This is a genomic window from Paraburkholderia sp. BL23I1N1 (genome assembly GCF_003610295.1).
Taxonomy (GTDB): domain Bacteria; phylum Pseudomonadota; class Gammaproteobacteria; order Burkholderiales; family Burkholderiaceae; genus Paraburkholderia.
Genome location: NZ_RAPV01000001.1, coordinates 2,435,270 through 2,458,700, shown reverse-complemented (window position 1 = coordinate 2,458,700; position 23,431 = coordinate 2,435,270). Strand labels below are relative to the sequence as shown.

Annotated in this window: 20 protein-coding genes and 1 pseudogene; 11 read left to right on the top strand and 10 right to left on the bottom strand. The window is 62.6% G+C overall.

Features of this window, described 5'->3' with window-relative positions:
* Positions 1–132 precede the first annotated feature (132 nt).
* On the top strand, positions 133–1,446 hold the full coding sequence (locus tag B0G76_RS11575; protein ID WP_120292226.1) for an MFS family transporter: 1,314 nt from the start codon (positions 133–135) through the stop codon (positions 1,444–1,446).
* A gap of 113 nt (positions 1,447–1,559) precedes the next feature.
* Here the strand turns inward: B0G76_RS11575 and B0G76_RS11570 are convergent, their stop codons facing one another.
* The 4 genes from B0G76_RS11570 to B0G76_RS11555 form a co-directional block, all read right to left on the bottom strand.
* The gene (locus B0G76_RS11570) at positions 1,560–1,781 is read right to left on the bottom strand and encodes a hypothetical protein (protein WP_120292224.1); all 222 of its coding nucleotides are present in this window, start codon (positions 1,779–1,781) and stop codon (positions 1,560–1,562) included.
* A 204-nt stretch (positions 1,782–1,985) separates the two neighbouring features.
* Positions 1,986–3,083, bottom strand: a complete 1,098-nt coding sequence (locus B0G76_RS11565) for a glycosyltransferase family 2 protein (RefSeq protein WP_120292222.1) — start codon at positions 3,081–3,083, stop codon at positions 1,986–1,988.
* Positions 3,084–3,285: 202 nt separating this feature from the next.
* On the bottom strand, positions 3,286–4,230 hold the full coding sequence (locus B0G76_RS11560) for a LysR family transcriptional regulator (RefSeq protein ID WP_120292220.1): 945 nt from the start codon (positions 4,228–4,230) through the stop codon (positions 3,286–3,288).
* 287 nt (positions 4,231–4,517) lie between these two features.
* On the bottom strand, positions 4,518–5,918 hold the full coding sequence (locus B0G76_RS11555; RefSeq protein WP_120292219.1) for a DHA2 family efflux MFS transporter permease subunit: 1,401 nt from the start codon (positions 5,916–5,918) through the stop codon (positions 4,518–4,520).
* Between the two features lie 148 nt (positions 5,919–6,066).
* Between B0G76_RS11555 and B0G76_RS11550 the strand changes: the two genes are divergently transcribed.
* The 3 genes from B0G76_RS11550 (at position 6,067) to B0G76_RS11540 (ending at position 10,289) form a co-directional block, all read left to right on the top strand.
* A complete protein-coding gene (locus B0G76_RS11550; protein ID WP_120292217.1) occupies positions 6,067–6,927 on the top strand; it encodes a LysR family transcriptional regulator in 861 nt (286 codons plus the stop codon).
* A gap of 239 nt (positions 6,928–7,166) precedes the next feature.
* Entirely contained in the window at positions 7,167–8,216 is a 1,050-nt protein-coding gene (locus B0G76_RS11545) for an NAD(P)/FAD-dependent oxidoreductase (RefSeq protein ID WP_120292215.1), read from the top strand.
* Positions 8,217–8,318: 102 nt separating this feature from the next.
* Positions 8,319–10,289 carry a PAS domain S-box protein gene (locus B0G76_RS11540; protein WP_120292213.1) on the top strand — a complete coding sequence of 657 codons (1,971 nt, stop codon included), beginning with the start codon at positions 8,319–8,321 and terminating at the stop codon, positions 10,287–10,289.
* Positions 10,290–10,318: 29 nt separating this feature from the next.
* Here the strand turns inward: B0G76_RS11540 and B0G76_RS11535 are convergent.
* A pseudogene (locus tag B0G76_RS11535) lies at positions 10,319–11,717 on the bottom strand (MFS transporter).
* A 237-nt stretch (positions 11,718–11,954) separates the two neighbouring features.
* Here B0G76_RS11535 and B0G76_RS42845 point away from each other — a divergent pair.
* Entirely contained in the window at positions 11,955–12,110 is a 156-nt protein-coding gene (locus tag B0G76_RS42845) for a hypothetical protein (protein ID WP_183082028.1), read from the top strand.
* A gap of 43 nt (positions 12,111–12,153) precedes the next feature.
* Here the strand turns inward: B0G76_RS42845 and B0G76_RS11530 are convergent, their stop codons facing one another.
* Positions 12,154–12,696, bottom strand: coding sequence for a PaaI family thioesterase (locus B0G76_RS11530; RefSeq protein WP_120292211.1), 543 nt, complete (start codon positions 12,694–12,696; stop codon positions 12,154–12,156).
* Positions 12,697–12,852: 156 nt separating this feature from the next.
* Entirely contained in the window at positions 12,853–12,984 is a 132-nt protein-coding gene (locus B0G76_RS43680; protein ID WP_259460554.1) for a hypothetical protein, read from the bottom strand.
* A gap of 495 nt (positions 12,985–13,479) precedes the next feature.
* On the opposite strand from B0G76_RS43680, the gene mprF reads away from it, so the two are divergent.
* The 5 genes from mprF (at position 13,480) to B0G76_RS11505 (ending at position 21,283) form a co-directional block, all read left to right on the top strand.
* Positions 13,480–16,032, top strand: coding sequence for a bifunctional lysylphosphatidylglycerol flippase/synthetase MprF (gene mprF / locus B0G76_RS11525; RefSeq protein WP_259460819.1), 2,553 nt, complete (start codon positions 13,480–13,482; stop codon positions 16,030–16,032).
* Complete coding sequence (locus B0G76_RS11520; RefSeq protein ID WP_120292207.1) at positions 16,029–17,294, top strand: virulence factor family protein; 1,266 nt, start codon at positions 16,029–16,031, stop codon at positions 17,292–17,294. The genes mprF and B0G76_RS11520 overlap by 4 nt, the downstream gene beginning before the upstream one ends.
* Before the next feature lie 297 nt (positions 17,295–17,591).
* Positions 17,592–19,163 (top strand): threonine ammonia-lyase, biosynthetic, encoded by a 1,572-nt coding sequence (gene ilvA / locus B0G76_RS11515; RefSeq protein ID WP_120292206.1) that lies wholly within the window; start codon positions 17,592–17,594, stop codon positions 19,161–19,163.
* A 348-nt stretch (positions 19,164–19,511) separates the two neighbouring features.
* A complete protein-coding gene (locus B0G76_RS11510) occupies positions 19,512–20,684 on the top strand; it encodes a 4-hydroxybenzoate 3-monooxygenase (protein ID WP_120292204.1) in 1,173 nt (390 codons plus the stop codon).
* A gap of 350 nt (positions 20,685–21,034) precedes the next feature.
* Positions 21,035–21,283 (top strand): hypothetical protein, encoded by a 249-nt coding sequence (locus B0G76_RS11505; RefSeq protein ID WP_120292202.1) that lies wholly within the window; start codon positions 21,035–21,037, stop codon positions 21,281–21,283.
* Positions 21,284–21,400: 117 nt separating this feature from the next.
* Here B0G76_RS11505 and B0G76_RS11500 read toward each other — a convergent pair whose 3' ends face one another.
* The 3 genes from B0G76_RS11500 to B0G76_RS43675 form a co-directional block, all read right to left on the bottom strand.
* Positions 21,401–21,649, bottom strand: a complete 249-nt coding sequence (locus B0G76_RS11500; RefSeq protein WP_120292200.1) for a hypothetical protein — start codon at positions 21,647–21,649, stop codon at positions 21,401–21,403.
* A gap of 78 nt (positions 21,650–21,727) precedes the next feature.
* Positions 21,728–22,129: a hypothetical protein gene (locus tag B0G76_RS11495; RefSeq protein WP_120292198.1), complete on the bottom strand. Its 402-nt coding sequence runs from the start codon at positions 22,127–22,129 to the stop codon at positions 21,728–21,730.
* A 53-nt stretch (positions 22,130–22,182) separates the two neighbouring features.
* Positions 22,183–22,305: a hypothetical protein gene (locus tag B0G76_RS43675; RefSeq protein WP_259460553.1), complete on the bottom strand. Its 123-nt coding sequence runs from the start codon at positions 22,303–22,305 to the stop codon at positions 22,183–22,185.
* Between the two features lie 570 nt (positions 22,306–22,875).
* On the opposite strand from B0G76_RS43675, the gene B0G76_RS11490 reads away from it, so the two are divergent.
* Positions 22,876–23,424 carry a cytochrome b gene (locus tag B0G76_RS11490; protein ID WP_120296320.1) on the top strand — a complete coding sequence of 183 codons (549 nt, stop codon included), beginning with the start codon at positions 22,876–22,878 and terminating at the stop codon, positions 23,422–23,424.
* The last annotated feature ends 7 nt before the right edge of the window (positions 23,425–23,431 follow it).

Here is a 23,431-nt window from a genome sequence, read left to right as displayed (position 1 = left end):
ACCCATCTCCTCCTTGCATTTCTGTAAAATTCGCGCACACCGCCAGGGTGCCACCGCGGCACCTCGATGCGCGTGTTGTGAAGGCGGCGCCACGACCGCCACCTCCGTTTAAAGACAAGGAAAGACAACAGAATGACCGACCTGACCGACCAAACCGTGGCCACGGTGCACGACGCACACGACACCCGGCGCCGCATCTTCGCGATCGTAGGCGCTTCATCGGGCAACCTAGTCGAGTGGTTCGACTTCTACGTGTACTCGTTCTGCGCCCTGTATTTCGCGCCGGCCTTCTTCCCGAGCGGCAACACCACCACACAGTTGCTCAACACCGCCGGCGTCTTCGCCGCGGGCTTCCTGATGCGCCCGATCGGCGGCTGGTTCTTCGGCCGGCTCGCCGACAAGCGCGGCCGCAAGACCGCGATGATGGTGTCGGTGTTCATGATGTGCGGCGGCTCGCTCGTGATCGCGGTGCTCCCCACCTATGCGCAGATCGGCGCCCTGGCGCCGGCGCTGCTGCTGGTCGCGCGGTTGTTCCAGGGCCTGTCGGTGGGCGGCGAGTACGGCACCAGCGCCACCTACATGAGTGAAGTCGCGCTCAAGGGCCGCCGCGGTTTCTTCGCGTCGTTCCAGTACGTCACGCTGATCGGCGGGCAGTTGTGCGCGCTGCTGGTGCTGGTGGTCCTGCAACAAACCCTCTCCACCGAGGAACTGAAAGCGTGGGGTTGGCGCGTGCCATTCGTGATCGGTGCGTTGGCGGCGCTGGTCGCGCTGTATCTGCGTAAATCGCTCGACGAAACGACCACGGCCGAAACGCGTCAGCGCAAGGAAGCCGGCACGCTGCGCGGCTTGTGGTTGCACAAGGGCGCATTTGCGACGGTGCTCGGTTTTACGGCCGGCGGCTCGCTGATTTTCTACACGTTCACCACGTACATGCAGAAGTACCTGGTCAACACAGCCGGTATGCATGCCAAGACGGCGAGCAACGTGATGACCGCGGCGCTGTTCGTCTACATGGTGATGCAGCCGGCGTTCGGCGCCTTGTCGGACCGTATCGGCCGCCGCCGTTCGATGCTGTTCTTCGGCTTCTTCGCGACCATCGGCACCGTGCCGCTGCTGCACGCCCTGAAAGACGTGACGAGCCCGTATGCGGCCTTCGGCCTCGTGGTCGTGGCGCTGGCAATCGTCAGCTTCTATACGTCGATCAGCGGCCTGATCAAGGCCGAAATGTTCCCGCCGGAAGTGCGCGCGCTCGGCGTGGGTCTCTCGTATGCGGTGGCCAACGCGATCTTCGGCGGTTCGGCGGAATACGTCGCGCTGTGGCTGAAGTCGGTGGGCAACGAGTCGACGTTCTACTGGTATGTGACCGCGCTGTGCGCGATCGCCGGCCTCGTATCGCTGCGTATGCGCGATCCTTCGAAAGAAGGGTATCTGCGTCACGAACCTTGAGCGTGAGCGATACGCTCGAACAGCGCGCATGACGCATGAGCGTTAATTGAGAACGGCGGTCAGGGGGAACCCGGCCGCCGTTTTTCTATAACGTCGACAAGCACGGCACCCGCTCAAACCACCACGATCTCCGTGCCCAGTACATGCAGCAGATCGCGCAGCGCCTCGGCTTGCGCCATCTTCGCATCGCTTCGTAAATGGATCTGCACGGCTCGGCCCGCGATTCCGTCGACGGGATGCGCAAGCCACAACTCCACCGCAAGCCCCAATCCTTCCGGCTGATTGACGACGACCGGCTCGATCACACGCGGCTTGAAACAGGCACTGTCGGACATGGCGGATCACCTCGGGCTGGTGACGGTTCGAGGTCCATCCTAATCAGCCGCACGTGCAAGACCAAGCGACAAATACGCGTTTGCTAATGAGCGGATGCTTAGCTGAAAACACGCTTATTGCAGGCGCATTCCTGGTTCTGTCCGTGCTGCGCCGCTGCTGAGGCGACGCCCACGCGTGGCTATCGATTGCACGCGGCGCTTGCGTCAGATCAGTTCGGATCGATCGGTCACAAGATCCTTAACACTTTCCGTCACAAGGTCCGTCACGGCGGCCAGCGGTTCGGCAGAAACTGCAGGCGCGGCCGCGGCCACACCCGTCACCACTGCGTGCTGCCGCACGTGCACGGCTGCACGCGAGAGCATGAGCAGGTGGTAATAGAGCCGCATGCTGAAGCCATAGTTGTAGGCGAACAGATGCGTGAGCGCGATCTTCAGCCCGAGCGCCGCCCGCTGATTCCTCGCATGAACCGAGACGACGACCGGCGCGAGCCGGCGCAACGCCAGCTTGCGTGACGGCTCCAGTTGCGGCGGCAGTGTCAGCGCCTTGACGAACGCGTACGCACTGACGGTCGCGGCAACCGCCGTGCCGCGCGTGCTATGCGAGATCGAGGTTGCCGTCTTCCGATACACCGACACGTATCCGTGCAGATAGAACACGTGGCGCGCCGCGAGACAGAGTTGGGTGCCGAACACGAAATCGCAGCACATGCCGTACTGATCCTTGTAGCTGATCCGCTTGACCAGGTCCGCGTTGGCCATCCAGCCGTTATTCGGGAACATCTGGATCAGCCCGGTTCTGCCCGGCAAAGGCTGCAAGCCTTCGGCGTCCTTCGTGCGGCGAAACGCGGTGTTCAGGCGCATGCTCGCGTCGAAATCGATTGCGCCGTTGTGATCGGCCTCGTACTGATCGGCGAACGCGACCTCGAGTTGCGGATGCAGCGCCCATAGCGAGATGAGCTTCTCGACGCCGTCGGTGGTGAGCAGGTCGTCGTCGTGAATCAGTAGAATCTTGTCGCCGCGTGCGCGCGCGAACAGGCTCGCGACATTATCCGCCTGGCCGAGCGGCGGCTGGTTCTTCTCATAGCGGATGCGCGGTTCGTTCGCATAGCGCGTCGCCATCAACTCCTGCGTGCGGGTGTCCTTTGAATCGTCGCCGATCACGATTTCCAGATTGCCGTAGCTTTGCGCGAGGCAGGAGTCGATGCACTCAACGAGCAGATCAGGGCGATTGCAGGTGGGCAGGCAGATGGAGACCCGCGGCACAGGCGCGGAGGAGGCCGAGGGGGGCTGTGAGATGGACATGGGCTTCGCCTTTCTTATCTGTTCAGGGGCGGCAGCCGGTTCGCTTCGCGCACACGTTGCTGCATGCAGGAAAATAGTCCATCGCAAGAAAAAAATAATCGGTAATAATTCGGAAAAAATGCCTCCTCTCTGAAAGCGGTCTGAAGGGGAAAAATTGAGCGATTTTGGTGCAGAAATGCAGCAAAGTTGCTTGGGGAAATCTTCATTCAAGCTGCGGGTTTCCGCCCGGCGCCCGCCCGGCGCCGCCGGTCAGCGACATGATGAAATCGAAAAACGCCCGAACCTTGGCGGGCGGATGATGCCGCGAAGGATAGAGCGCATACAGCGGATAAACCTCGTCGCCCCAGTCGGGAAACAACTCCACCAACTTGCCATTGGCAAGCAGGGACTCGGCCCCCAGCGCAAGAATTTGCGCGATCCCTTGCCCGGCAGTACACACGGTGTGCAACGTACCGACATCATTCACGGTAAGCCGCCCCTGCGGGGTCGTAACGATTTTCTTGCGCCCGCGATGAAACGCCCAGCTGAATGGATAACCCGTTAGCGGATCGCGGAACTTGATACACATATGCTTGCCGTCTTCGAGTTCGGCCGGGCTCGCCGGATGCCCATGCTTCTTCAGATACGAGGGCGCGGCCACCGTCAGAATGCGCGTGTCGAGCAGCTTGCGTGCAATCAACGTCGACACCGGCGGATCGCCGAAACGGATCGCAAGGTCGAAACCGTCGGCGACCATATCGCCCAACTGATCGCGCGTGACCAACTCGAGCTGCAGATCGGGATGCTTATCGATGAAGCCGCCGAGCCTCGGCCCCAGTACGAGACGCGAAAAGAACGGGTCCATGTTCACGCGCAAACGTCCGCGAACCGCAGTGGCGCCCTCAGCCGCGGAAGCAGCCGCTTCTTCGAGTCCGCCGAGCAGCGGCACGATCTGTTCGTAAAAGCGCCGGCCTTCGTCAGTCAGCGTGACCGAGCGGGTAGTGCGATCGAATAGCCGAATGCCAAGGCGTGCTTCAAGCCGTGCAACCGAACGGCTGACCCCGGATTGCGACATGTCGAGTGCAACGCCTGCCGCCGCAAAACTGCCGCAGTCGACGATCGCGGTCAGCACGCCCATGCCGTTCAGCATGCGCTCGTCAAATGGCATGTGATATTCCTTTGTTATGCATTAATGCGTGACATGCTAACGCGAAATATCGTTTGATTTCATACGTCGATATCGGAAAACGGGACCTGTCGGACCGTATCGATGACGCTGCATCATGAGTGGAATGTGAGCCACGCCAATGCGTCAGGCCGCCGATTTGCGCTAATCCGAATGAGCATCGCCTGATGCACGATGGAATGCGGTTCTCATCATGCGTCAGGCATATTTGTGCCGATTGACGGAGAACGCCGTGATGAATTGAGCAGCGCCAAATTGAACGACTCTATTCAGCGTCCCGCGCTCTGCGTCGCCTGGCTACGGACGTCGCGCGTAACGGGCGCTTCGTCGAGATGGCGAAATATCCATGCCGACACCAGCGTAATGACGCCCACGCACACGAAGCTCAGGCGGAACCCGAGCGCGGCCGACCCCCATTGCGCCGAGAACAGATTCACCAGGCCGCCGCCGATCGAAACACCCAGCCCGATCGCCAGCATCTGCACCATGGAAAAGAGACTGTTGCCGCTGCCGGCATCTTCGTGCGAGAGGCCTTTGAGCGTGACGCTGTTCATCGCCGCGAATTGCATGGAGTTGGCCGCGCCGAACACCGCCAGAATCACGATCCCGACGATGAGCGGCGTGCCGCGCGTAATCAATGCGAACGCAACGATCGCCGACCCCACGATCACCGTGTTGACGAGCAGGAACGCGTCATAGCCATAGCGGCGCACGAGCGGCGCGATCCAGCGTTTGGCGATGGTGCCGGCAAGCGCGGCGGGCAGCATCATCAGGCCGGACTGCAGCGGCGTGTAGCCGAGCTGCAATTGCAGCAGCAAGGGCACCAGGAATGGGACGGCGCTCGAGCCGACGCGGCATACCAGGTTGCCGATCAGGCCGACGCTGAAATTCGGTTCGCTGAAGAGCGAGAGTTTGAAGAGCGGATTGTTGCGGCGTTTTGCGTGCGGAATGTAGGCGAGCGCGCTGACCACGGCGAGTGCAAAGAGACTCGCCGACCATGCCACGCGGTGCGAGTCGACCGGTGCGTCGACGGCCAGCGAAAACGCGATCATGCATAGCGACAGCAGCCCACAGCCAACGAAGTCGAACGGCGGCGCGCGGGTTTCATCATGCGCCGGCAAATACCGCCGCACCGCGTAGAGACCGATCGCGCCGATCGGCACATTGATCAGAAAAATCCAGTGCCACGTGATGGCCTGAACGAACCAGCCGCCGAGCGTCGGGCCAACGATCGGCCCCAGTTGACCGGCAATCGAAATGAATGCGAGCGCCGACACGTATTGTTCGCTCGAGACGCTGCGCAAGACGGCGAGCCGTCCGATCGGCAGCAGCATCGAGCCGCCCAGCCCCTGCAGGACCCGAGCCATCACCAGTTGGCCCAGCGTATGCGCGCTCGCGCAACAGATCGACCCGAGCACGAAGACGAGAATCGCCACGAAATAGACGCGCCGCGTGCCGAAGCGGTTGGCGAGCCAGCCCGAAGCGGGCGTGAGCATCGCCATGGTCAGCGCGTAGGCGACCACGATCGGCTGCGTGGCGAGAGGCGCGACGTGCAGGCTGTTCGCAATCGACGGCAACGCGGTGTTGACGATCGTCGTGTCGAGCGACTGCATGAAGAGACCGGCGGCGACGATCCAGAGCAGCGCGGTCTGGGCGGATTCCTTGTTCATGTGCAGTTGAGCTACGGGGGCGGTGGGTCGTGCTCGGAGCGATCGTTGGGGGGATTCCGTCATCATATTGACATCACGGTTAATCGGGAACCCCACTGGAGGCGCTGACTGTTATCGACTTTGCCGATAACCAGGACCACAATAACGCATGCTCAATCCCATCTGGCTCAAGACCTTCGCGACAGTCGCCGCCTGCCATAGCTTCACCGAGGCGGGGCGCCAACTCGATCTCACGCAGTCGAGCGTCAGCGAACATATCCGCCGCCTCGAACAGAATGTCGGACGGCGCCTGTTCGTGCGCGACACCCATTCGCTCGCGATGACCCCGGACGGCGAGGCCATGCTCGCGCACGCCAGCGTGATCCTGCAAGCGCTCGCGCGGGCCGAGTCGCAGTTTCGCGCGCCGCGACTGAAAGGGCGCGTGCGGCTCGGCTCATCCGACGACGTCGCGCTGGGGCCGTTGCCCACGGTGCTGGCGGCGTTTCGCAACGCGCATCCCGACGTCGAGCTGGAAATCACGATCGGTATGACCGGCAAACTGTACGAGTTGCTGGACGCCGGTTCGATCGATCTTCTGGTCGGCAAGCGGCGTCTGGGCGACCGCCGTGGCGTGCCGCTTTTCACGGGGCGGCTGGAGTGGCTGGCGCGCACCGGCACGCTGGTCGAGCTCAGCCAGCCGCTGCCGCTGATTCTGGTGGCCGAGCCAAGCGTGACGCGCGCCGTGGTGCTCGATGCGCTCGCCGAAGCCGGTTTTAGCTGGCAGGTGGTCTGCACCAGCAGCAGTCACGCGGGCTGCATTGCGGCCGCGCGCGGCGGGCTCGGCATCACGGTTCGTCCGCAGTATCTGGCCGCGCGGGGCCTGACGCCGCCGCTCAACGCGGCAGGTCTGCCGACGCTGCCCTCGGTGGAATTCATCGCGCTGGCCGCCAAACGGCTGAGCCGTCCGGCGGGCACGTTGCTGCAATTACTGCACGAAAGCGATTTGCGTGGTTCGTGGATTGGTGAATGATGCTGGGCGAGTGGCGTGAGAGAGGGGATGAGCGGCTCACGTTGATCGTGCAAGTCTCGCGCAACGCTCGGCAACTGTCGTAAAGGAAACATTAGGATCACCAGGCACATTGCCCATGCGACATCTCGATTCAAGAGACCGTCCGCCATCCAAGCGTCCTTACCGCTTGTAATGGCATCGTTGCCGGGCTTCGGGCGATTCTGTATGGTGGATCATCGACCTACTCGACGAGATCCCGAATGACGCCCGCCGCAGATTCTTTCCCGCAACCGATTCGCTCCGATGTCCTGATCGTTGGCGCCGGCCCCGTGGGCCTCTTTGCCGCTTTCGAAGCGGGGGTGATCGGCCTGTCATGCCAGATCGTCGATGCGCTCGACAAGATCGGCGGTCAATGTACGGAGCTCTATCCCGACAAGCCGATCTACGACATTCCCGCCATTCCGTCATGTACCGCGCGCGAACTGGTCGAACGTTTGCTGGTGCAATGCAAACCGTTCGACGTGCCGATCCATCTCGAGCAACGGGTTGAGTCGGTGGAGCAGCGCGACGATGGGCGCTGGACCGTGCGTACCGACAGTGGCCTCGTCTTCGACGTGGCGGCGATTCTGCTGGCCGCCGGCAATGGTGCGTTCGTCCCGCAAAAATTGCAGCTTGCCGAAGCCGTGCCGCTGGAGTCGCGTCACGTGCACTACAGCGTGCCACGCCTCGCTGATTTCGCCGGCAAGACGGTGGTGGTGGCCGGTGGCGGCGACTCCGCGCTCGACTGGGCGCTGGCATTGCGCGAGGTCGCACGGCGGGTGACGCTGGTGCACCGTCGCAACGGCTTCAGTGCGGCGAATTCGAGCGTCGAGTCGATGCGGCGCGCGGTCGAGGCCGGGGAGATGGACTTTGTCGTCGGCTCGATTTCGGGGCTCAACGTCGAGGGCGATGCGCTGAAGTCGATCGCGCTGCGGCAGATCGAAGGTGAAACGCAGCTCGACACCGAGCAACTCGTCGTGCTGTACGGTTTGGTCGCCGATCTTGGGCCGATCGCGCAGTGGAATCTGTCGATCCACGGTGGTCGCGTCGACGTGGATACGTCCAACTATGAAAGCTCGCGGCCCGGCATTTTCGCGGTCGGCGACATTGCCAACTATCCGAACAAGCAGAAGCTGATTCTGTCCGGCTTTCATGAGGCGTCGCTAGCGCTGCGCAAGGCGTATGCCTACGCCTATCCGGAGAAGAAGCGGGTGCACGTCCATTCCAGTTACGACGCGAAGCTCGCGGAAAAGGTCAGCGCGGCGGGGTAATGTGCAGGCAACGTGCAGGAGCGTACCTAAAGTTGGACATCAGGTTAAACCTGACCGCGGGCCAGTGTATGCTTTTGGGCAGACCCACGGACGCTTCTTACTATGAAAGAGCCTGACGCCCACGCCGCAGGTGATAACGACGCGACCGCCAACGTATCGCCCGCCCCCCGAGTGAGTCCACCCGACGAGGTCGATTACGGGGCGCTGGTTCAATCGATTGAAGACTACGCGATCTTCCTGCTCGATCCAACCGGGCATATCGTCAGCTGGAATGCCGGCGCGCAGAAGCTGAAGGGCTATGCAGCGCACGAGATCATCGGCGAGCACTTCTCGCGTTTCTACACGGCCGAAGCCGTGGCGCGCGGCTGGCCGACTTACGAGTTGCAGCAGGCAACACTGACCGGCCGTTTCGAGGACGAAGGCTGGCGGGTTCGCAAAGACGGCACGACTTTCTGGTCGAACGTGGTCATCACGGCAGTGCGCAACGAGGCGGGTGTGCTGACGGGATTCGCCAAGATCACCCGCGATCTGACGGCGCAGCGTGAGTACCTGGAGGCGTTGCGGCAGAGCGAGGAGCGCTTCCGTCTGCTGGTCGACAACGTGAAGGACTACGCGATCTTCATGCTCGATCCGGACGGTTATGTGGTGAGCTGGAACGCAGGCGCCGCGCGCATCAAGGGCTATACGCGCGACGAAATCGTCGGCCGGCATTTCTCGACGTTTTACCCGCGCGAAGAAGCGGCGGCCGGCAAGCCCGCGCGCGAACTGGCGATCGCGAGGCAGGTCGGCCGTGTCGAAGACGAAGGCTGGCGCGTGCGCAAAGATGGCACAACCTTCTGGGCCAACGTCAACATTACCGCTGTGTATGACGAATCGAACTGCCTGCGCGGCTTCGCGAAGGTCACGCGCGATCTGACCGAGCGCCGTGAGCGCGAAGAACTGGAGCGCTCCGGCGAGCGCATGCGCAAGTTTCTCGCGACGCTTGCCCACGAGTTGCGCAATCCGCTTGCGCCGGTGCGCAACGCGGTCGGCGTGATGCAACTCGAGTCGGGCGTGAGCCCGACGGTGGCGCGCTCACGCGATCTGATCGACCGCCAGGTCACCCACCTCACGCGCCTGGTCGACGATCTTCTCGACGTCGGCCGCATCATGTCGGACAAGGTCGAGCTGCGCCTTGCGCGCGTCGATCTGGCCGAAGTGGTGGCGCGTGCGATCGAAGCCGCGCGGCCTTTTACCGATGCGCGCGCACAGAGTGTGGCGACGCATATGCCGACCGAACCGCTTATCGTCAGCGGCGACACGACGCGGCTCGTGCAGGTGCTGCAAAACCTGTTGCATAACGCGTCGAAGTTTTCGCCGGCGAGCGGCCTCATCGAGATCTTCGGGCGTATCGGCCATCAGATGGCCGTGCTGGAAGTGCGCGACCATGGCCGCGGCATTCCCGTCCGTGCGCTCGATGCGATCTTCGAGTTGTTCGTGCAGGAAAAAAATGGGCAGAATTCAGGTGAAGGTGGCCTCGGCATCGGACTCACGCTGTGCAAATCGCTGGTCGAAATGCATGGCGGCAGCATCATCGCGAGCAGCGAGGGTGAGGGGCGCGGCAGTTCGTTCACGCTCAGTTTGCCGCTTGCCGCAGCGCTTTCCGAGGCGCAAGCCGATCAGCATGGCGTTGCCGGAGTGGCGGTGTCGCCGTTGCGAATTCTGCTGGTGGACGACAATCGCGACTCCGCCGACAGCCTCGCCATGCTGCTCGAACTCAAAGGCCACGAAGTGCGCATTGCCTACGACGGCCAGCAGGCGCTCGATGTTGCGCCGCGCCTCGCACCCCACCTTGCCTTGATCGACATCGCGATGCCAAAAATGGACGGTTGCGCGACGGTGGCCGTATTGCGCAAGATGCCCACGCTGGCCGGCACGCTATTTGCCGCCATGACCGGCTACGGTCACGCAACCGATCGCGAGCGTACGCGGGCGGCCGGTTTCGACGCCCATCTCGTCAAGCCGGTGGAACTCGCGCTATTCGAAGCGTTGCTGGAACAGGCGGAAGCGCGGCGGCAGCGCGGACCCGGCTAGCGGTCAACGCGAGCGGCGCCGGCGAGACGTTACCCGCGACCGCCGCGCGAGATGTCTTCACCCGCACGATGCGGCATGCGCAGCGTGACCGGAATCGACGCGAACGAGCACAAGCCCACCACCAGAAACGCGGGCCAGAAATCCGACCAGGCGATGCTCGGATGCCCGTGCAGCACGCGCGAAATCTGCAGCACGATACCGCCCACCGTCACGCCCAGGCCGAGCGACATCTGCTGCACGACGCTGCCGAGACTCGTCGCGCGCCCCACGTCGCGGCTGGCGATTTCCGCGTAAGTGAGGGAGTTGAGACTCGTGAATTGCAGCGCCGGGAAGAAGCCACCGAGCAACACGACGAACCAGATGATCCACGTCGGTGTGCCGGGGAAAAACAGTCCGCACGCCGCAATCGATATACCGGAGAGCGCCGCGTTCACCACCAGCACCGAACGGAATCCGAAGCGATGCAGCACGCGGGAGGCGAACGTACGCATGAACATGCCGCCGAACGCGGACGCGCAGGTGATCAGGCCGGACTGGAACGCGCTCATGCCGTGTCCTTCCTGCAGCATCAGTGGCAGCAAAAAGGGCAGCGCACCGAGGCCGATTCGAAACAGCGACCCGCCGAGCACGCTCGCCTGGAACGTCGGCACCTTGAAGAAGCGCAGATCGAGCAACGGCAGTTTGACGCGCTGCGAGTACGCGACGTAGCCCACGAGCAGAACAGCGCCGCTCGCGCACATGCCGAACGCGTCCCGATTCGACATGAGTTCGCCGCCCACCAGCGACAGTCCGAGCAGAAGCAGCACCGCGCCGGCCGCCGACAGAAAAAAACCGATCCAGTCGAGCGGCCCGGGATCGGGTTCGCGCGTGTTGGCGATATGCCGGTTGGTCAGATAGATACCGAGAATGCCGATCGGCACGTTGATGAAGAAGATCAGACGCCAGTGCAGATAGGTGGTGATGAAACCGCCGAGCAGCGGCCCGGCGGCCGGTCCGAGCAGGGCGGGGACGCTCAGATAGTTCATCGCACGGATGAAGTCGGACTTGTGCACCACGCGGAAGATGATGATCCGCCCCCACCGGCACCATCATCGCGCCGCCGACACCTTGCACGAATCGGGCGAGGGTGAAGGTGGGCAGCGAGTTCGACGCGGCGCACAGGAGCGACCCGGTGACGAAGATGCCGATCGCGGTGCGGAAAATGGTGCGCGCGCCGAAGCGGTCGGCGAGCCAGCCGCATACCGGGATAAAGACGCCGAGACCCAGTACGTAGCTCGTGACCGCGATTTTCAGCGTGACCGGATCGCGGCCGAAGTCGCGCGCCATGGCCGGCAAGGCGGTGACGATCACGTTCGCATCGACGCTTTCCATGAACATCGCGCATGCGACGATAAGGGGCGCGATCATGGCTTTCTGGGCGACGGTCATGGGGAACGGGCGGCGATCTGCGGCGGATGGTCGCAGGCAAAGCGGGCATTATTGCACCTGTACGGTGCGGATGGTTAATAGCGCTGCGCCGGATGCCGCCCCTTTTGAAGATTATGCGGATTGGGGATGTGAGCGTGGCACAACACGCCGCGACCTTTTTGATATTTGTTGCAGTGCGGTGTGAGAGGGCTATAATCGGGTTATTGCCTAGGTATAAACCCTATACAAGAGTCCGCCATGAACACTGCTTCCAACGCCGCTACCGTCCGCACCGCTACTACTACCGCTAACACCACGTGGCTGAGCAAGCTCCGCGCACTGGCGCTGCATGCGCTCAACCTGCACCTGCAAAACTGCGCCGTGCTTGCTGAAGCGCATCGCCGCCCGCAGTAAGCGCAACACGCTCGGGCAACCGAGGGTATCGGCCGCTAACTTTTTACCGGCCCGGAATCTCGAACACCAGGCAGGTTGTCGTGGCATGCGCGTAGAGCGTGCCGTCGGGGCCGACCAGGCGCGCTTCCGCCGTCGCCAGTTGCCGCCCGCAATGAATCACCTTGCCTTCGGCACGCACACGTTGCACGCGCGGCGCCACGGCTTTCACGTAGTTCACGCTCAGCTCGGCGGTGGTGTAGCCACGGCCCGGTGGCATCATCGTATGCACCGAGCAGCCTAGCGCCGAATCGAGCAAAGTGGCGATCCAGCCGCCGTGCACGGTGCCGAGCGGATTCAGATGTTGCGCGAGCGGCGTACCCTGAAACACGGCGTACCCCGCACCGACTTCGACGATTGTAAAGTCGAGCGTGCGCGCGATCGCGGCGTAGGGCAGTTCCCCGCTCATCATCGCCTGCATGAATTCCAGGCCGGTTTTGCCCGCCACCTGTTCGGGGCGTGCGACGCCGGGGCCCGGTCCGGCGTTAATCGTCGCCAATACTTCCTGCTCGCGCGCGAGCCAGCGCTCGAGTTGATTTTCGTTCGTCAATCCGTGTCTCCTGTCCTGAGGGAAGCGTGCTTCGGAATCGATGCATCGTCACCGATTAAAGCACCAAACCGCTTCAGGGCGCTGGAGGGCCGCCTCTGGATCGCTGGCACGCGCTGCGCGCCTGCCGCTCACAGTGAGGCACGGATTGCCCGCGCATTACTCCCTGGTACGCGACACGATCGGGCTCCGTTCTTTGGTCGCTCGCGCGGACCACGCGCTCATCAGAAGTGCAATCGACACCAACCCGACCAGATACACACCGGCCATTACCCAATCTTGCTCTGCCATCGTCATTCCCCTTCAATTACCGTCATTCCTGCTACGAAAGCCCGGCATCGCGCCGTGCTATTACTCTCGATTACGGCACGCGAAACGGAAATCTTGATGGGGCGAATCAGCCTTTAAATCGGCGCGCGATCGCGCGGTATTGGCGCGATGTCGAATCTTCGCCTCGCGGGCCTCGATAAGCGTTTAAACTTCGGGCCCCTGTCGAGTGCAGCGGCTCACACCAGCCCGACAGCCCAATCGGCAATATCGACCGTTTTATCGGCGTTTATTTCGCCGCCACGCCTCGAAGCGCATTCAGCTTCAACGACGGCCCAGATTAAATACCGGCGTGTTGCCTGACGCTGTCAACCTTTTCAACACTTTGCCGTTATCCATTTGTAATCGCCGAAGTCAGGCGACGCCGCAGCAGACGACCCGTCGCCGCGACAGCTCCACGCAAGGCCCGCATTGACCATGTTCCACCGATATAACAATAAGTTCGACCAGCTAGGCGCGATGTTCGACCGTGTATCGAAGACGCTTGGCAAACGGAGCATCCTCTCGCCCGTGCTCGCACTCGTCATTTGCGGGCTGCTTCTGGTCGTCTTGCAACATCTCTCGCAAGCGGTCGACTATCGCTCGGTCATGCATCAGCTGTGTCGGCTGACAGCGGGCGAGTGGGCCGCTGCGCTCGGCGCGACTGCGCTCAGCTACATCGCGCTGGCCGGCCGCGACGCCGTCGGCTTGCGCTACCTCGGCGCCACGGTGCCGCGCGCGGCGCTGTGGATCGGCGCGACCGCGGGCTCCGCGCTCGGCAATGCGACGGGCTTCGGCGCGTTGACGGGCGGCGCCGTGCGTGCGCGCGTCTACGGGGTGTCGGATGTCACGCCCGCGCAGATCGGGCGCATGACCGTGTTCACGAGCGTTTCGCTTGCACTTGCCCTGGTGCTCATGACGGCGCTCGGCATGGTGTGCCTCGCCGATCCGCTCGCGGCGATGCTGCATCTTCCGCCGCTCACGCTGCGCTGGAGTGGCGCGGCGCTGCTCGCCGTGCTCGGACTTGCGGCTGCCGCCTGCCGTCGCGAAACGCGCCCGATCCGTACGCGCTGGCAGTGGCTGTCGTTCGATATTCCGGCACGTCGCGACCTGCTCGCGCAAGTGGCGCTCGCCGTACTCGACGTGGTGGCCGCGGGCCTCGCGTTGTGGGCGCTGCTGCCGCATGCGGACGTGAGCTTCGTGACGTTCATCACCGTCTATGCCGCCGCGATGCTGCTCGGCATGATCGGCCACACGCCTGGCGGCGTCGGCGTGTTCGAAGCCGCGATGGTGTTCACGCTGAGCGGCAACGTGCAAACGCATCAGATGGTCGCGGCGCTGCTCGCGTATCGTGCGATTTACTTCGGTGTCCCATTGATCGTCTCGGCGGCGCTGCTTGCCGGTTTCGAAGGCCGGGCGCTGAAAAGCCGTTTGCCGCTGCATCATGCGGCGGGCGCGTCGAAACTCGCGCCGCTGTTTCTGAGCCTCGTGACGTTCGTGGTCGGCGGCATGCTGGTGATTTCCAGCGCGACGCCCGCGTTCTGGCAGCGCATCCTGATCCTGCGCGACGTGCTGCCGCTGTGGGTGCTCGAAAGCTCGCAGATGCTGTGCAGCGTACTCGGCGTGCTGCTGTTGTTCGTCGCGCGAGGTTTGCTGCGGCGTCTGGATGCCGCGTGGTGGATGACCTTGCTGCTGGCGGTGCTGAGCCTCGCGCTGTCGCTGACCAAAGGTCTTGCATTCGTGGAGGCGGGCGTGCTCGGTATGCTGATCGCGCTGCTGCTGTCCACGCGCCGCCGTTTCAACCGTCATTCGTCGCTGTTTGCCGAGCGCTTTACGGCGGGCTGGCTGGTGTCGGTGGCGATGGTGCTCGCGCTCGCCGTGTGGGTGATGCTGTTTGCGTTCCGCGACGTGCCGTACACGCGCGATCTGTGGTGGCAATTTGCTTTCGACGAACGCGCACCGCGGGCGTTGCGCGCGACGCTGGCCGCCAGCCTGTTCGCCGCGACGTTCGCGTTCTGGCAGTTGCTGCGCCCCGCGGCGGGCCGTTTCGTCATGCCCGCGGCGCAAGATCTGCACGACGCGGCGCGCATTGTGCGCGCGCAGGAGCGCAGCGATGCCGGTCTCGCGCTGATGGGCGACAAGAGCTTCCTCTTTTCCGAATCGCGCGAAGCCTTTCTCATGTACGCAAAAAATGGCCGCACGTGGGCCGCGCTTCACGATCCGGTCGGTCCGCGCGAGGAGTGGGCCGGTCTGATCAGCAAGTTTGTCGCGCTCGCGCACGCGCATGGCGGCCGCGCGGCGTTCTATCAGGTGCGCGCCAACGCGTTGCCGCTTTATCTCGACGCCGGCCTCACGCTGATGAAGCTGGGCGAAGAGGCCCACGTGGTGCTCGACGATTTCGACCTGAAGGGCTCGCATCGCGCGCATCTTCGCTATGCGCTCAAACGCGGCGAGCGTGACGGCTTTACGATCGAAGTGATCGATCAGGCCGACGTGCCGGCGTCGCTCGAAACGCTGCGCGAGATTTCCGACGGCTGGCTCGATAGCCGCGACGCGCGCGAAAAGAGCTTCTCGGTGGCCGCGTTTACCGACGAGTACCTTGCCGCGCAATCCGTGATACTGGTGCGCCAGAACGGCGAGCCGGCCGCTTTTGTGACCTTCATGACGACCGATCTGAATACCGAAGCGACGGTCGGCGTGATGCGTCACGTGGAAAGCGCGTCGCCGTATTCGATGGAATATCTGTTCACCCAACTGGCGCTGCATCTGAAGCAGGCGGGCTTCCGCTCGCTCAGTCTCGGCATCGCGCCGCTCTCCGGTATGCAGCCGACGCCGCTCGCGTCGCGCTGGCATCGGCTGGCGGGCATCGTGTGGCGCTTCGGCGGCCGCTTCTATAACTTCCGCGGACTGCGTGCTTTCAAGAGCAAGTTCCAGCCGCATTGGGAGCCGCGCTATCTTGCGGCGTCGGGTTCGGTGGGCGTGTTCTTCACGCTCGCGGACCTGTCATTGCTGGCGGGAGGCCGGCGTTCATGACATTGCATCCGTTTTTCAGGCTCGCCGTGGTGGCGAGCCTCGTTGTTGGCAGCGCGGCCGCCTGTGCCGCAACCACCACCGTGTCCGGCGGCCGCTACGGCGACGTGACGGTGACGCAACCGGTGGGCCCCTTGCGCGGCTTCGTGGTGCTTTACTCGCCGGCCTCCGGCTGGAGTGCCGCCGACCAGCAAACCGCCGATGCACTCGCCAAAGCCGGTGCGTTGACCGTCGGCGTGGATGCGGCGCGCTATGCGGCCAATCTGAGTGCGAAAAAAGAAGCCTGCCATCAACTCGTGGGCGACGCTGAAGCCCTGAGTCATCAACTCGAACGGCAATCGCAATCGAGCCGCTATTTCGCGCCGATCGTCGCCGGTACGGGGCAGGGCGCGACGCTGGCGATGCATGTGCTCGAACAGGCGCCATCGAATACGGTTGCCGGCGCGGTCTCGGTGGACGCTGAGCGCAATCTGGATCCGCGCTTTCAGCCTTGCCCGCCGGACCCGACGATCATCCGCGACAAGGTGCCGGGCTTCGTCGAAAAGGCGACGCCAGGCAACGGCGATCGCACGCGGCTCGTGGCGATGGTGACGCCGCATTTGCAGACGCTCTCGACGAGCGACGACGACGTCTCCGATCTGCCGTTGATTGAATTGCCGGCCGCGCATCCGAACGGCTTGATGGCGATTGTGATTTCCGGCGACGGCGGCTGGCGCGATCTCGACAAGACCATCTCGCTCGCGTTGCAGAAAGACGGCGTGTCGGTGGTCGGCATCGACAGCCTGCGATATTTCTGGAGCGAAAGGACGCCGGCGCAAACGAGCCGCGATCTCGCGCGCGTGATGCAGACCTATGGCGCGCGCTGGCACGCGGAGCATATTGCGCTTGTCGGCTATTCGTTCGGCGCCGACGTGATGCCGTTCGCCTATAACCGTTTGCCTGACGCGCTGCGTGCAAAGGTGTCGTTGATCGCGCTGCTAGGGTTCGCGCCCGACGCCGATTTCCAGATTCGTGTCGGCGGCTGGCTCGGCATGCCGGCAAGCGATAAGGCCTTGAAAGTGCAGCCTGAATTGACGCGTGTGCCTCCCGCGATCGTGCAGTGCTTCTACGGTGAAGAAGAGAAGGACACCTTATGTCCCGCGCTGGCCAAAACCGGCGTCGAGGTGATTCGTACCTCGGGCGATCATCACTTTGGCCGCGACTATAACGCGCTGGAGCGGCACATTCTCGACGCGTTCAGGAAGCAAAGCGGCGTGCGTCAATAGTCCATCCGTATGACTACGCGCGTTGCTAGCAGCGGCGCGTAGTCTCTCAGACGACGCTGCCCGATGTGATGAACAGGGATTGACAAAGCCCGTCAAGTCAACGAAGATCAACCGCATGAACTGCCTCGACATCCGTATTGCGCTGATTATTAGCACCATTTATCGAATGGTGGGTTAGCGCGCGTCTGATAGCAGCGACATCAACCCGCCCCACGAGGCGGGTTTTTTCATGTCCGCATGCTGCCTGCCTCCTGGTGATCTCTCTGTTGATTTGCCCTTGTTGCCCAGGAGCTTGCCGTGTCGTTACATGAACTCAAACAGGCGGCCGTTGCCGCTGACAGCGTGGCCTTGCGTCACGACTACCTGAAGAAAACCCTGACCGCGCGCGTCTACGACGTGGCCCGCGAGACCGAACTCGAACGCGCGCCAAATCTGTCGGCACGCTTGCGCAATCCGGTCTATCTGAAGCGCGAGGACAACCAGCCGGTGTTCTCATTCAAGGTGCGCGGCGCGTACAACAAGATGGCGCATATTCCGGCGGACGCGCTGGAGCGGGGTGTGATTACCGCGTCGGCGGGCAATCATGCGCAGGGCGTGGCGCTGTCGGCGGCCCGCATGGGCGTGAAGGCGATCATCGTGGTGCCGGTGACAACCCCGCAGGTGAAGGTCGACGCCGTACGCGCCCATGGCGGCGCAACGGTCGAAGTCGTGCAGTTCGGCGAGTCCTATAGCGATGCGTACGGGCATGCGGTGAAGCTGCAGGAAGAGCGCGGCCTGACCTTCGTTCACCCGTTCGACGATCCGTACGTGATCGCCGGCCAGGGCACGGTCGCGATGGAGATTCTCAGCCAGCACCAGGGCCCGATTCACGCGATCTTCGTGCCGATCGGCGGCGGTGGCCTGGCGGCCGGCGTGGCCGCGTACGTGAAATCGGTACGCCCGGAGATCAAGGTGATCGGCGTGCAGACCGATGATTCGTGTGCGATGGCCGCTTCTTTAAAGGCCGGCGAACGCGTCACGCTAAACGAAGTCGGGCTGTTCTCGGACGGCACTGCAGTAAAGCTCGTCGGCGAAGAAACCTTCCGCCTGTGCAGCGAATATCTCGACGACGTGCTGCTGGTGAATACCGATGCGCTGTGCGCCGCGATCAAGGACGTGTTCCAGGACACGCGCAGCGTGCTGGAGCCGGCTGGCGCGCTGGCCGTGGCCGGCGCCAAGCAGTATGCCGAGCGCGAAGGCCTCGAGAACCAGACGCTGATCGCGATCACGTCTGGCGCGAACATGAATTTCGACCGCATGCGTTTCGTGGCTGAGCGCGCCGAAGTCGGCGAAGCGCGCGAAGCAGTGTTCGCCGTGACGATTCCCGAAGAGCGCGGCAGCTTCCGCCGCTTCTGCGAACTGGTGGGCACGCGCAGCGTCACCGAATTCAACTACCGCATTGCGGACGCGCAATCCGCCCATATCTTTGTCGGCGTGCAGATCCGCAATCGCAGCGAATCCGCGCAGATCGCGGGGGCATTTGAGGCACACGGCTTCGCCACCGTCGATCTGACCTTCGACGAACTGTCCAAGCAGCACATCCGCTACATGGTCGGCGGGCGCTCGCCTCTGGCGCATGACGAACGTCTGTTCCGTTTCGAGTTTCCGGAACGGCCGGGCGCGCTGATGAAGTTTCTGTCGTCAATGGCGCCGAACTGGAATATCAGCCTGTTCCACTATCGCAACCAGGGCGCGGACTACAGTTCGATTCTGGTCGGCATTCAGGTGCCGGAGAGCGAGAACAGCGGGTTCGAACGTTTTCTCGCGACGCTTGGGTATCCGTACTGGGAAGAGTCGCAGAACCCGGTTTATCGATTGTTCCTTGCATAAACCAAGGCATTAACCAGGCAGCGGCGCGCATCGCGACAAGCGACGCTGCCGCTCAAGACGCTACATCGACAGCGGCACGTCGCAAGAAGCCGCTTGCCGAGGTCCGCAACTCGGTCAGGGTTTACCTCGAGTGCCTGCAAACCGATGCGGACGCTCAGCACTCAAGCGCATAAGCGCAATCGCCGTCTGGGTAAGGATGCGAAGCATTGGTGCGCTGTGGCACCGCGAAAACAGGCGCGACTATTATCTCAAAACTAGATAGCACCTATCCACGATATCGCGTTGCGCGATATAGACCATGATTGCCAAACTGCATGCAAATCAATCACCGCATTCAGGAGACAACTCATGCGTACCCAAGTCGGCATCATCGGCGCCGGCCCTGCGGGCCTGCTGCTTTCCCATCTTCTTCATTTGCGCGACATCGACTCCGTCGTGCTCGAAACGCGTACCCGCGAACAGATTGAATCCACGATCCGCGCCGGCGTGCTCGAACAGGGCACGATGGACCTGCTCACCGAAGCCGGCGTCGGCGCGCGCATGAAGGCTGAAGGCGCGCTGCATCACGGCTTCGAACTGGCTTTCGAAGGCAAGCGGCGTCGTATCGATCTGACCGGACTCACCGGCCATTCGATCACCGTCTACGCGCAGCATGAAGTCATCAAGGATCTGGTCGCCGCGCGCGTGGCTGCCAACGGAGCCCTGCGTTTCGGCGTGACGGACACGTCGCTGCACGGCATCGATACCGACAAGCCGTCGATCCGCTATCACCGCGAGGGCGAAGCGTGCGAATTGCAATGCGACTTCGTGATCGGCTGCGATGGTTCGCAAGGCGTGTCGCGTGCGTCGATTCCGCAGGCATTGCGCAAAGACTTCGAACGCGTCTATCCGTTCGGCTGGTTCGGCATTCTGTGCGAAGGGCCGCCGTCGGCGGACGAATTGATTTATGCACGGCACGACCGCGGTTTTGCGCTGGTCAGCACGCGCTCAGCGAACGTGCAGCGCATGTATTTCCAATGCGATCCGAAGGATTCCGTCAACAACTGGTCCGACGATCGAATCTGGGCCGAACTGCATGCACGCGTCGATTCGCACGACGGCCAGACCATCGTGGAGGGCAAGATCTTCCAGAAGAACATTGTCGGCATGCGCAGTTTCGTGTCGGCCACCATGCAGCATGGCCGGCTTTTTCTCGCCGGCGATGCAGCGCATATCGTGCCGCCTACCGGCGCGAAGGGCATGAACCTCGCCGTTGCCGACGTGCGTGTGTTGACCCAGGCGCTGAACGCGTTCTACGTCGAAAACCGCACCGATCTGCTCGATAGTTACAGCGAAACGGCGCTCAAGCGGATCTGGCGTGCCGAGCATTTCTCGTACTGGATGACGAGCATGATGCATCGTATTGAAGGCGCATCGCCGTTCGAACGGCAGTTGCAGGTGGCCGAACTCGAATACGTGACCACCTCGCGCGCGGCAGCTACCGCGATGGCGGAAAACTACGTGGGCATTGCCGCGGTGTAAGGGCGAGCGAGCGCGAAACGGTGGCGCCGCAATCGTGCCGCGATGAACGCAGCGATTACCGCGTTGCAACACCCGCTTGCGGTTTTCTCCGGCGCGTAGGTCCGCGTAGGTCCATAACCTGCGTTTATAGAATGCGCGCCGGAAATTCTCCAGCCACACGAACCCCGCCGGGCCACACGCATGCCGGCAAACCGTTGATGGGCGGGCTTCTGCAATTGTCGTGTCAAAAGCAACAGTGAATTCAGGAATGGAGGATTTATCCGCGCCTGAACCGCTTCTAGACTGTGCTCACTAGCTGCACCACGCGTGACATTCGCAGCGCGTACAGGTCAATTTCTGGAGGTGGTTTCATGAAATCGCTCATCAAAGCTGTTGCTATTGCCGTTGTTCTTGGCGCCCCGATCGCTTCGTTCGCGCAATCGAATCAGCCGGCCCCGCAAAACGCGCAGGGCGCGCAGGTGCAAAGTTCCGAACAGCAAAGTGCTCGTCAGGCCAATACAAGTGGTTATGGCTCGGGCAGCCACGGTACGTGGCAAGTCGGTCGCGGCAGCGACACGACGGTAAGCTCCTATTCGCCGCCGATTTATAACGCACGTTAAGCGCAAAGCGAAATACGCGGAACATCGCGGCGCTGTTCGATTCAGATTGAGTCGACTGCGAGAGGCTGGTCACCGGACCCTATTCGGTGGCCAGCTTTTTTTGTTTCCGTCACGCGGTTATGGCGTGCGCAACAGGGTCATCTCGTTGCGCAGCAAGGCCCGAAGATCCTCGTCAGTGGGCCGCGTACCCCAGTGGCGCGCGCCGGCCACCGATGCAATCGCGATCCACGAGTGAGGTGGAAACCATTCGCGAAGCACGGTGCCGTCCTGACGCAAACACAATTGGCCGGTCTGTTCGCTGTATTCGGCGGAAATGACCACGCCGTCGATGTGCGCCGTTACACGCCGTGGATCGTTGCGTAGCAAATCGTCGCTCCTTCAAAAGGTGTGGCGCGAATGCCGGCGCGGACCGGCGGCGTCGCTGACGCCGCCACGGCCCATGCCTTAGTGATCGCCCCGGCCGTGATCATCGCCATGGCCGTGCCAATCGCCGTGATCGCCGTGATCGCCGCCGTGACCGTGCCAGTCGCCGTGCGGACCCTCGCGATAGCCGCGCGCGTCATGCCATTCGCGCTCGTGATGGCGTTCCTCCCACTCGCGTCGTTCCCAGTAGCGATGGCCGTCGTAGTAACGTTCGCCGTACCAGCCAGGGCTCACCACCACCACCGGCGGCGCGGGCGCGTAGACAGGCGGAGGCGGGGCATAGACCGGCTCGGGTGCGTAGGCCACGCCCGGAATACCGATGTTCACGCCCACGTCGACGTGCGCCAACGCAACAGACGATGCGCCGATCCCCAGACCTGCAACGATCGCCATGGACAGCCAGCGGCTTCGTGAATTGTTCATGTTTTCTTCTCGGGTTTTACGATTGAGTGTGGAGTGCGCCGCGTGCGCAGCGCTTAGTAATGGTCGTGATCGTGGTAGTAGTGCTCGTGATAGCCGCCTTCGGGAACGACGATGCAACCGCCCAACGCACTCCCGAGGGTGAGGGCCAGCAGAGCCAGCGCGAAGATTCGTTTCATGGCGTTGCACTCCCTTTTACGTTTGATCGAACTCTACTGAGCGGCTGGATTACCGGTGTGTTCGTGTGTAACAGGACGTGTCGATTTCTTTGCATGTCGGCCACCTTCGCGACACGGTGTGGCGATAGGGCAGCTGCGCTGCGAATAGCCGTTGCGCAGGCAACATGCCAGCGGGCAACCCGTTGAACGCACTATGAAAAATGTCGTGTTTTCCCGCATACGGCGCGCTCCGGCAGATCGATGCGCGCGCGTATGAACAATGGGAATACGTGTGAAGCGGCTAATCTCTGTGCGCATGCCGCACGGATACATTCAGTTGCAGACTTGGGATGCACGCATGTCGTCATGCGTCGCCGACGGCAATTTCTACGCGATCGCGGGGCATTGCCGATGTGTTACCGCTTTCGCACCTGAAGAAAATTGTCAGGTGTAGCATCAGCTTTTCTTAAGGTTTGATCCGTAGCATGCCGCGTGATCGCGCTCTCAATGTGTGCTCAATGTGTGCGTCCTCGGCGCAAATACGCTATCTCCATCCAACAGCTGCACCGCGGCTACAACACGCTCATGACCATGCGAACGGACCAGGCCCACTTTTTACGCTCCGCTTCAGCCTATGACGGCGTAGCCAAATTTCTTCACTGGCTTGTGGTCTTATTGATCGCGGCGCAATTCGTGATTGGTTGGACCATGCCGGATATTCATAAGGGCACGCGGCCCGACGGGCTGATCGCATGGCATCTCGGCGTGGGGGCAACGCTGATTGCAGCGGTCGTGGTGAGAATCGTCTGGCGTCTCACCCACGCGCCGGCACCTGCATCGTTGTCGCCGTTCTTCCGTGTCGTCTCGCACATCACGCACGGTCTCCTCTATCTCGCGCTGGTGGTGGTGCCCTTGTTGGGCTGGGCCAATGCGTCGTCGCGCGGGTGGTCCGTCAAGCTGCTCGGCGTGCTGCCGTATCCCAGCATCTCAGCGGTCGGTTCGCCGGTAGGGCATGAAATGGGCGACATTCATGGTTACCTGGCCTGGGTGCTGTTCGCGCTGATCGCACTGCATATCGCGGCGGCGTTGTTTCATCGCTTTGTGCTCAAGGACCAGACCTTGCAGCGGATGCTGCCATGACCCGTTC

Excerpts from the sequence above, each read along its gene's own strand:
- mprF (WP_259460819.1), top strand. The coding sequence starts at position 13,480 with ATGTTCGACCGTGTATCGAAGACGCTTGGCAAACGGAGCATCCTCTCG.
- B0G76_RS42845 (WP_183082028.1), top strand. The coding sequence starts at position 11,955 with ATGAACACTGCTTCCAACGCCGCTACCGTCCGCACCGCTACTACTACC.
- B0G76_RS11540 (WP_120292213.1), top strand. The coding sequence starts at position 8,319 with ATGAAAGAGCCTGACGCCCACGCCGCAGGTGATAACGACGCGACCGCC.
- B0G76_RS11570 (WP_120292224.1), bottom strand. The coding sequence starts at position 1,781 with ATGTCCGACAGTGCCTGTTTCAAGCCGCGTGTGATCGAGCCGGTCGTC.
- B0G76_RS11490 (WP_120296320.1), top strand. The coding sequence starts at position 22,876 with ATGCGAACGGACCAGGCCCACTTTTTACGCTCCGCTTCAGCCTATGAC.
- B0G76_RS11555 (WP_120292219.1), bottom strand. The coding sequence starts at position 5,918 with ATGAACAAGGAATCCGCCCAGACCGCGCTGCTCTGGATCGTCGCCGCC.
- B0G76_RS11575 (WP_120292226.1), top strand. The coding sequence starts at position 133 with ATGACCGACCTGACCGACCAAACCGTGGCCACGGTGCACGACGCACAC.
- B0G76_RS11495 (WP_120292198.1), bottom strand. The coding sequence starts at position 22,129 with ATGAACAATTCACGAAGCCGCTGGCTGTCCATGGCGATCGTTGCAGGT.
- B0G76_RS11560 (WP_120292220.1), bottom strand. The coding sequence starts at position 4,230 with ATGCCATTTGACGAGCGCATGCTGAACGGCATGGGCGTGCTGACCGCG.
- B0G76_RS11505 (WP_120292202.1), top strand. The coding sequence starts at position 21,035 with ATGAAATCGCTCATCAAAGCTGTTGCTATTGCCGTTGTTCTTGGCGCC.
- B0G76_RS11520 (WP_120292207.1), top strand. The coding sequence starts at position 16,029 with ATGACATTGCATCCGTTTTTCAGGCTCGCCGTGGTGGCGAGCCTCGTT.
- B0G76_RS11510 (WP_120292204.1), top strand. The coding sequence starts at position 19,512 with ATGCGTACCCAAGTCGGCATCATCGGCGCCGGCCCTGCGGGCCTGCTG.
- B0G76_RS43680 (WP_259460554.1), bottom strand. The coding sequence starts at position 12,984 with ATGGCAGAGCAAGATTGGGTAATGGCCGGTGTGTATCTGGTCGGGTTG.
- B0G76_RS11545 (WP_120292215.1), top strand. The coding sequence starts at position 7,167 with ATGACGCCCGCCGCAGATTCTTTCCCGCAACCGATTCGCTCCGATGTC.
- B0G76_RS11550 (WP_120292217.1), top strand. The coding sequence starts at position 6,067 with ATGCTCAATCCCATCTGGCTCAAGACCTTCGCGACAGTCGCCGCCTGC.
- B0G76_RS43675 (WP_259460553.1), bottom strand. The coding sequence starts at position 22,305 with ATGAAACGAATCTTCGCGCTGGCTCTGCTGGCCCTCACCCTCGGGAGT.
- B0G76_RS11565 (WP_120292222.1), bottom strand. The coding sequence starts at position 3,083 with ATGTCCATCTCACAGCCCCCCTCGGCCTCCTCCGCGCCTGTGCCGCGG.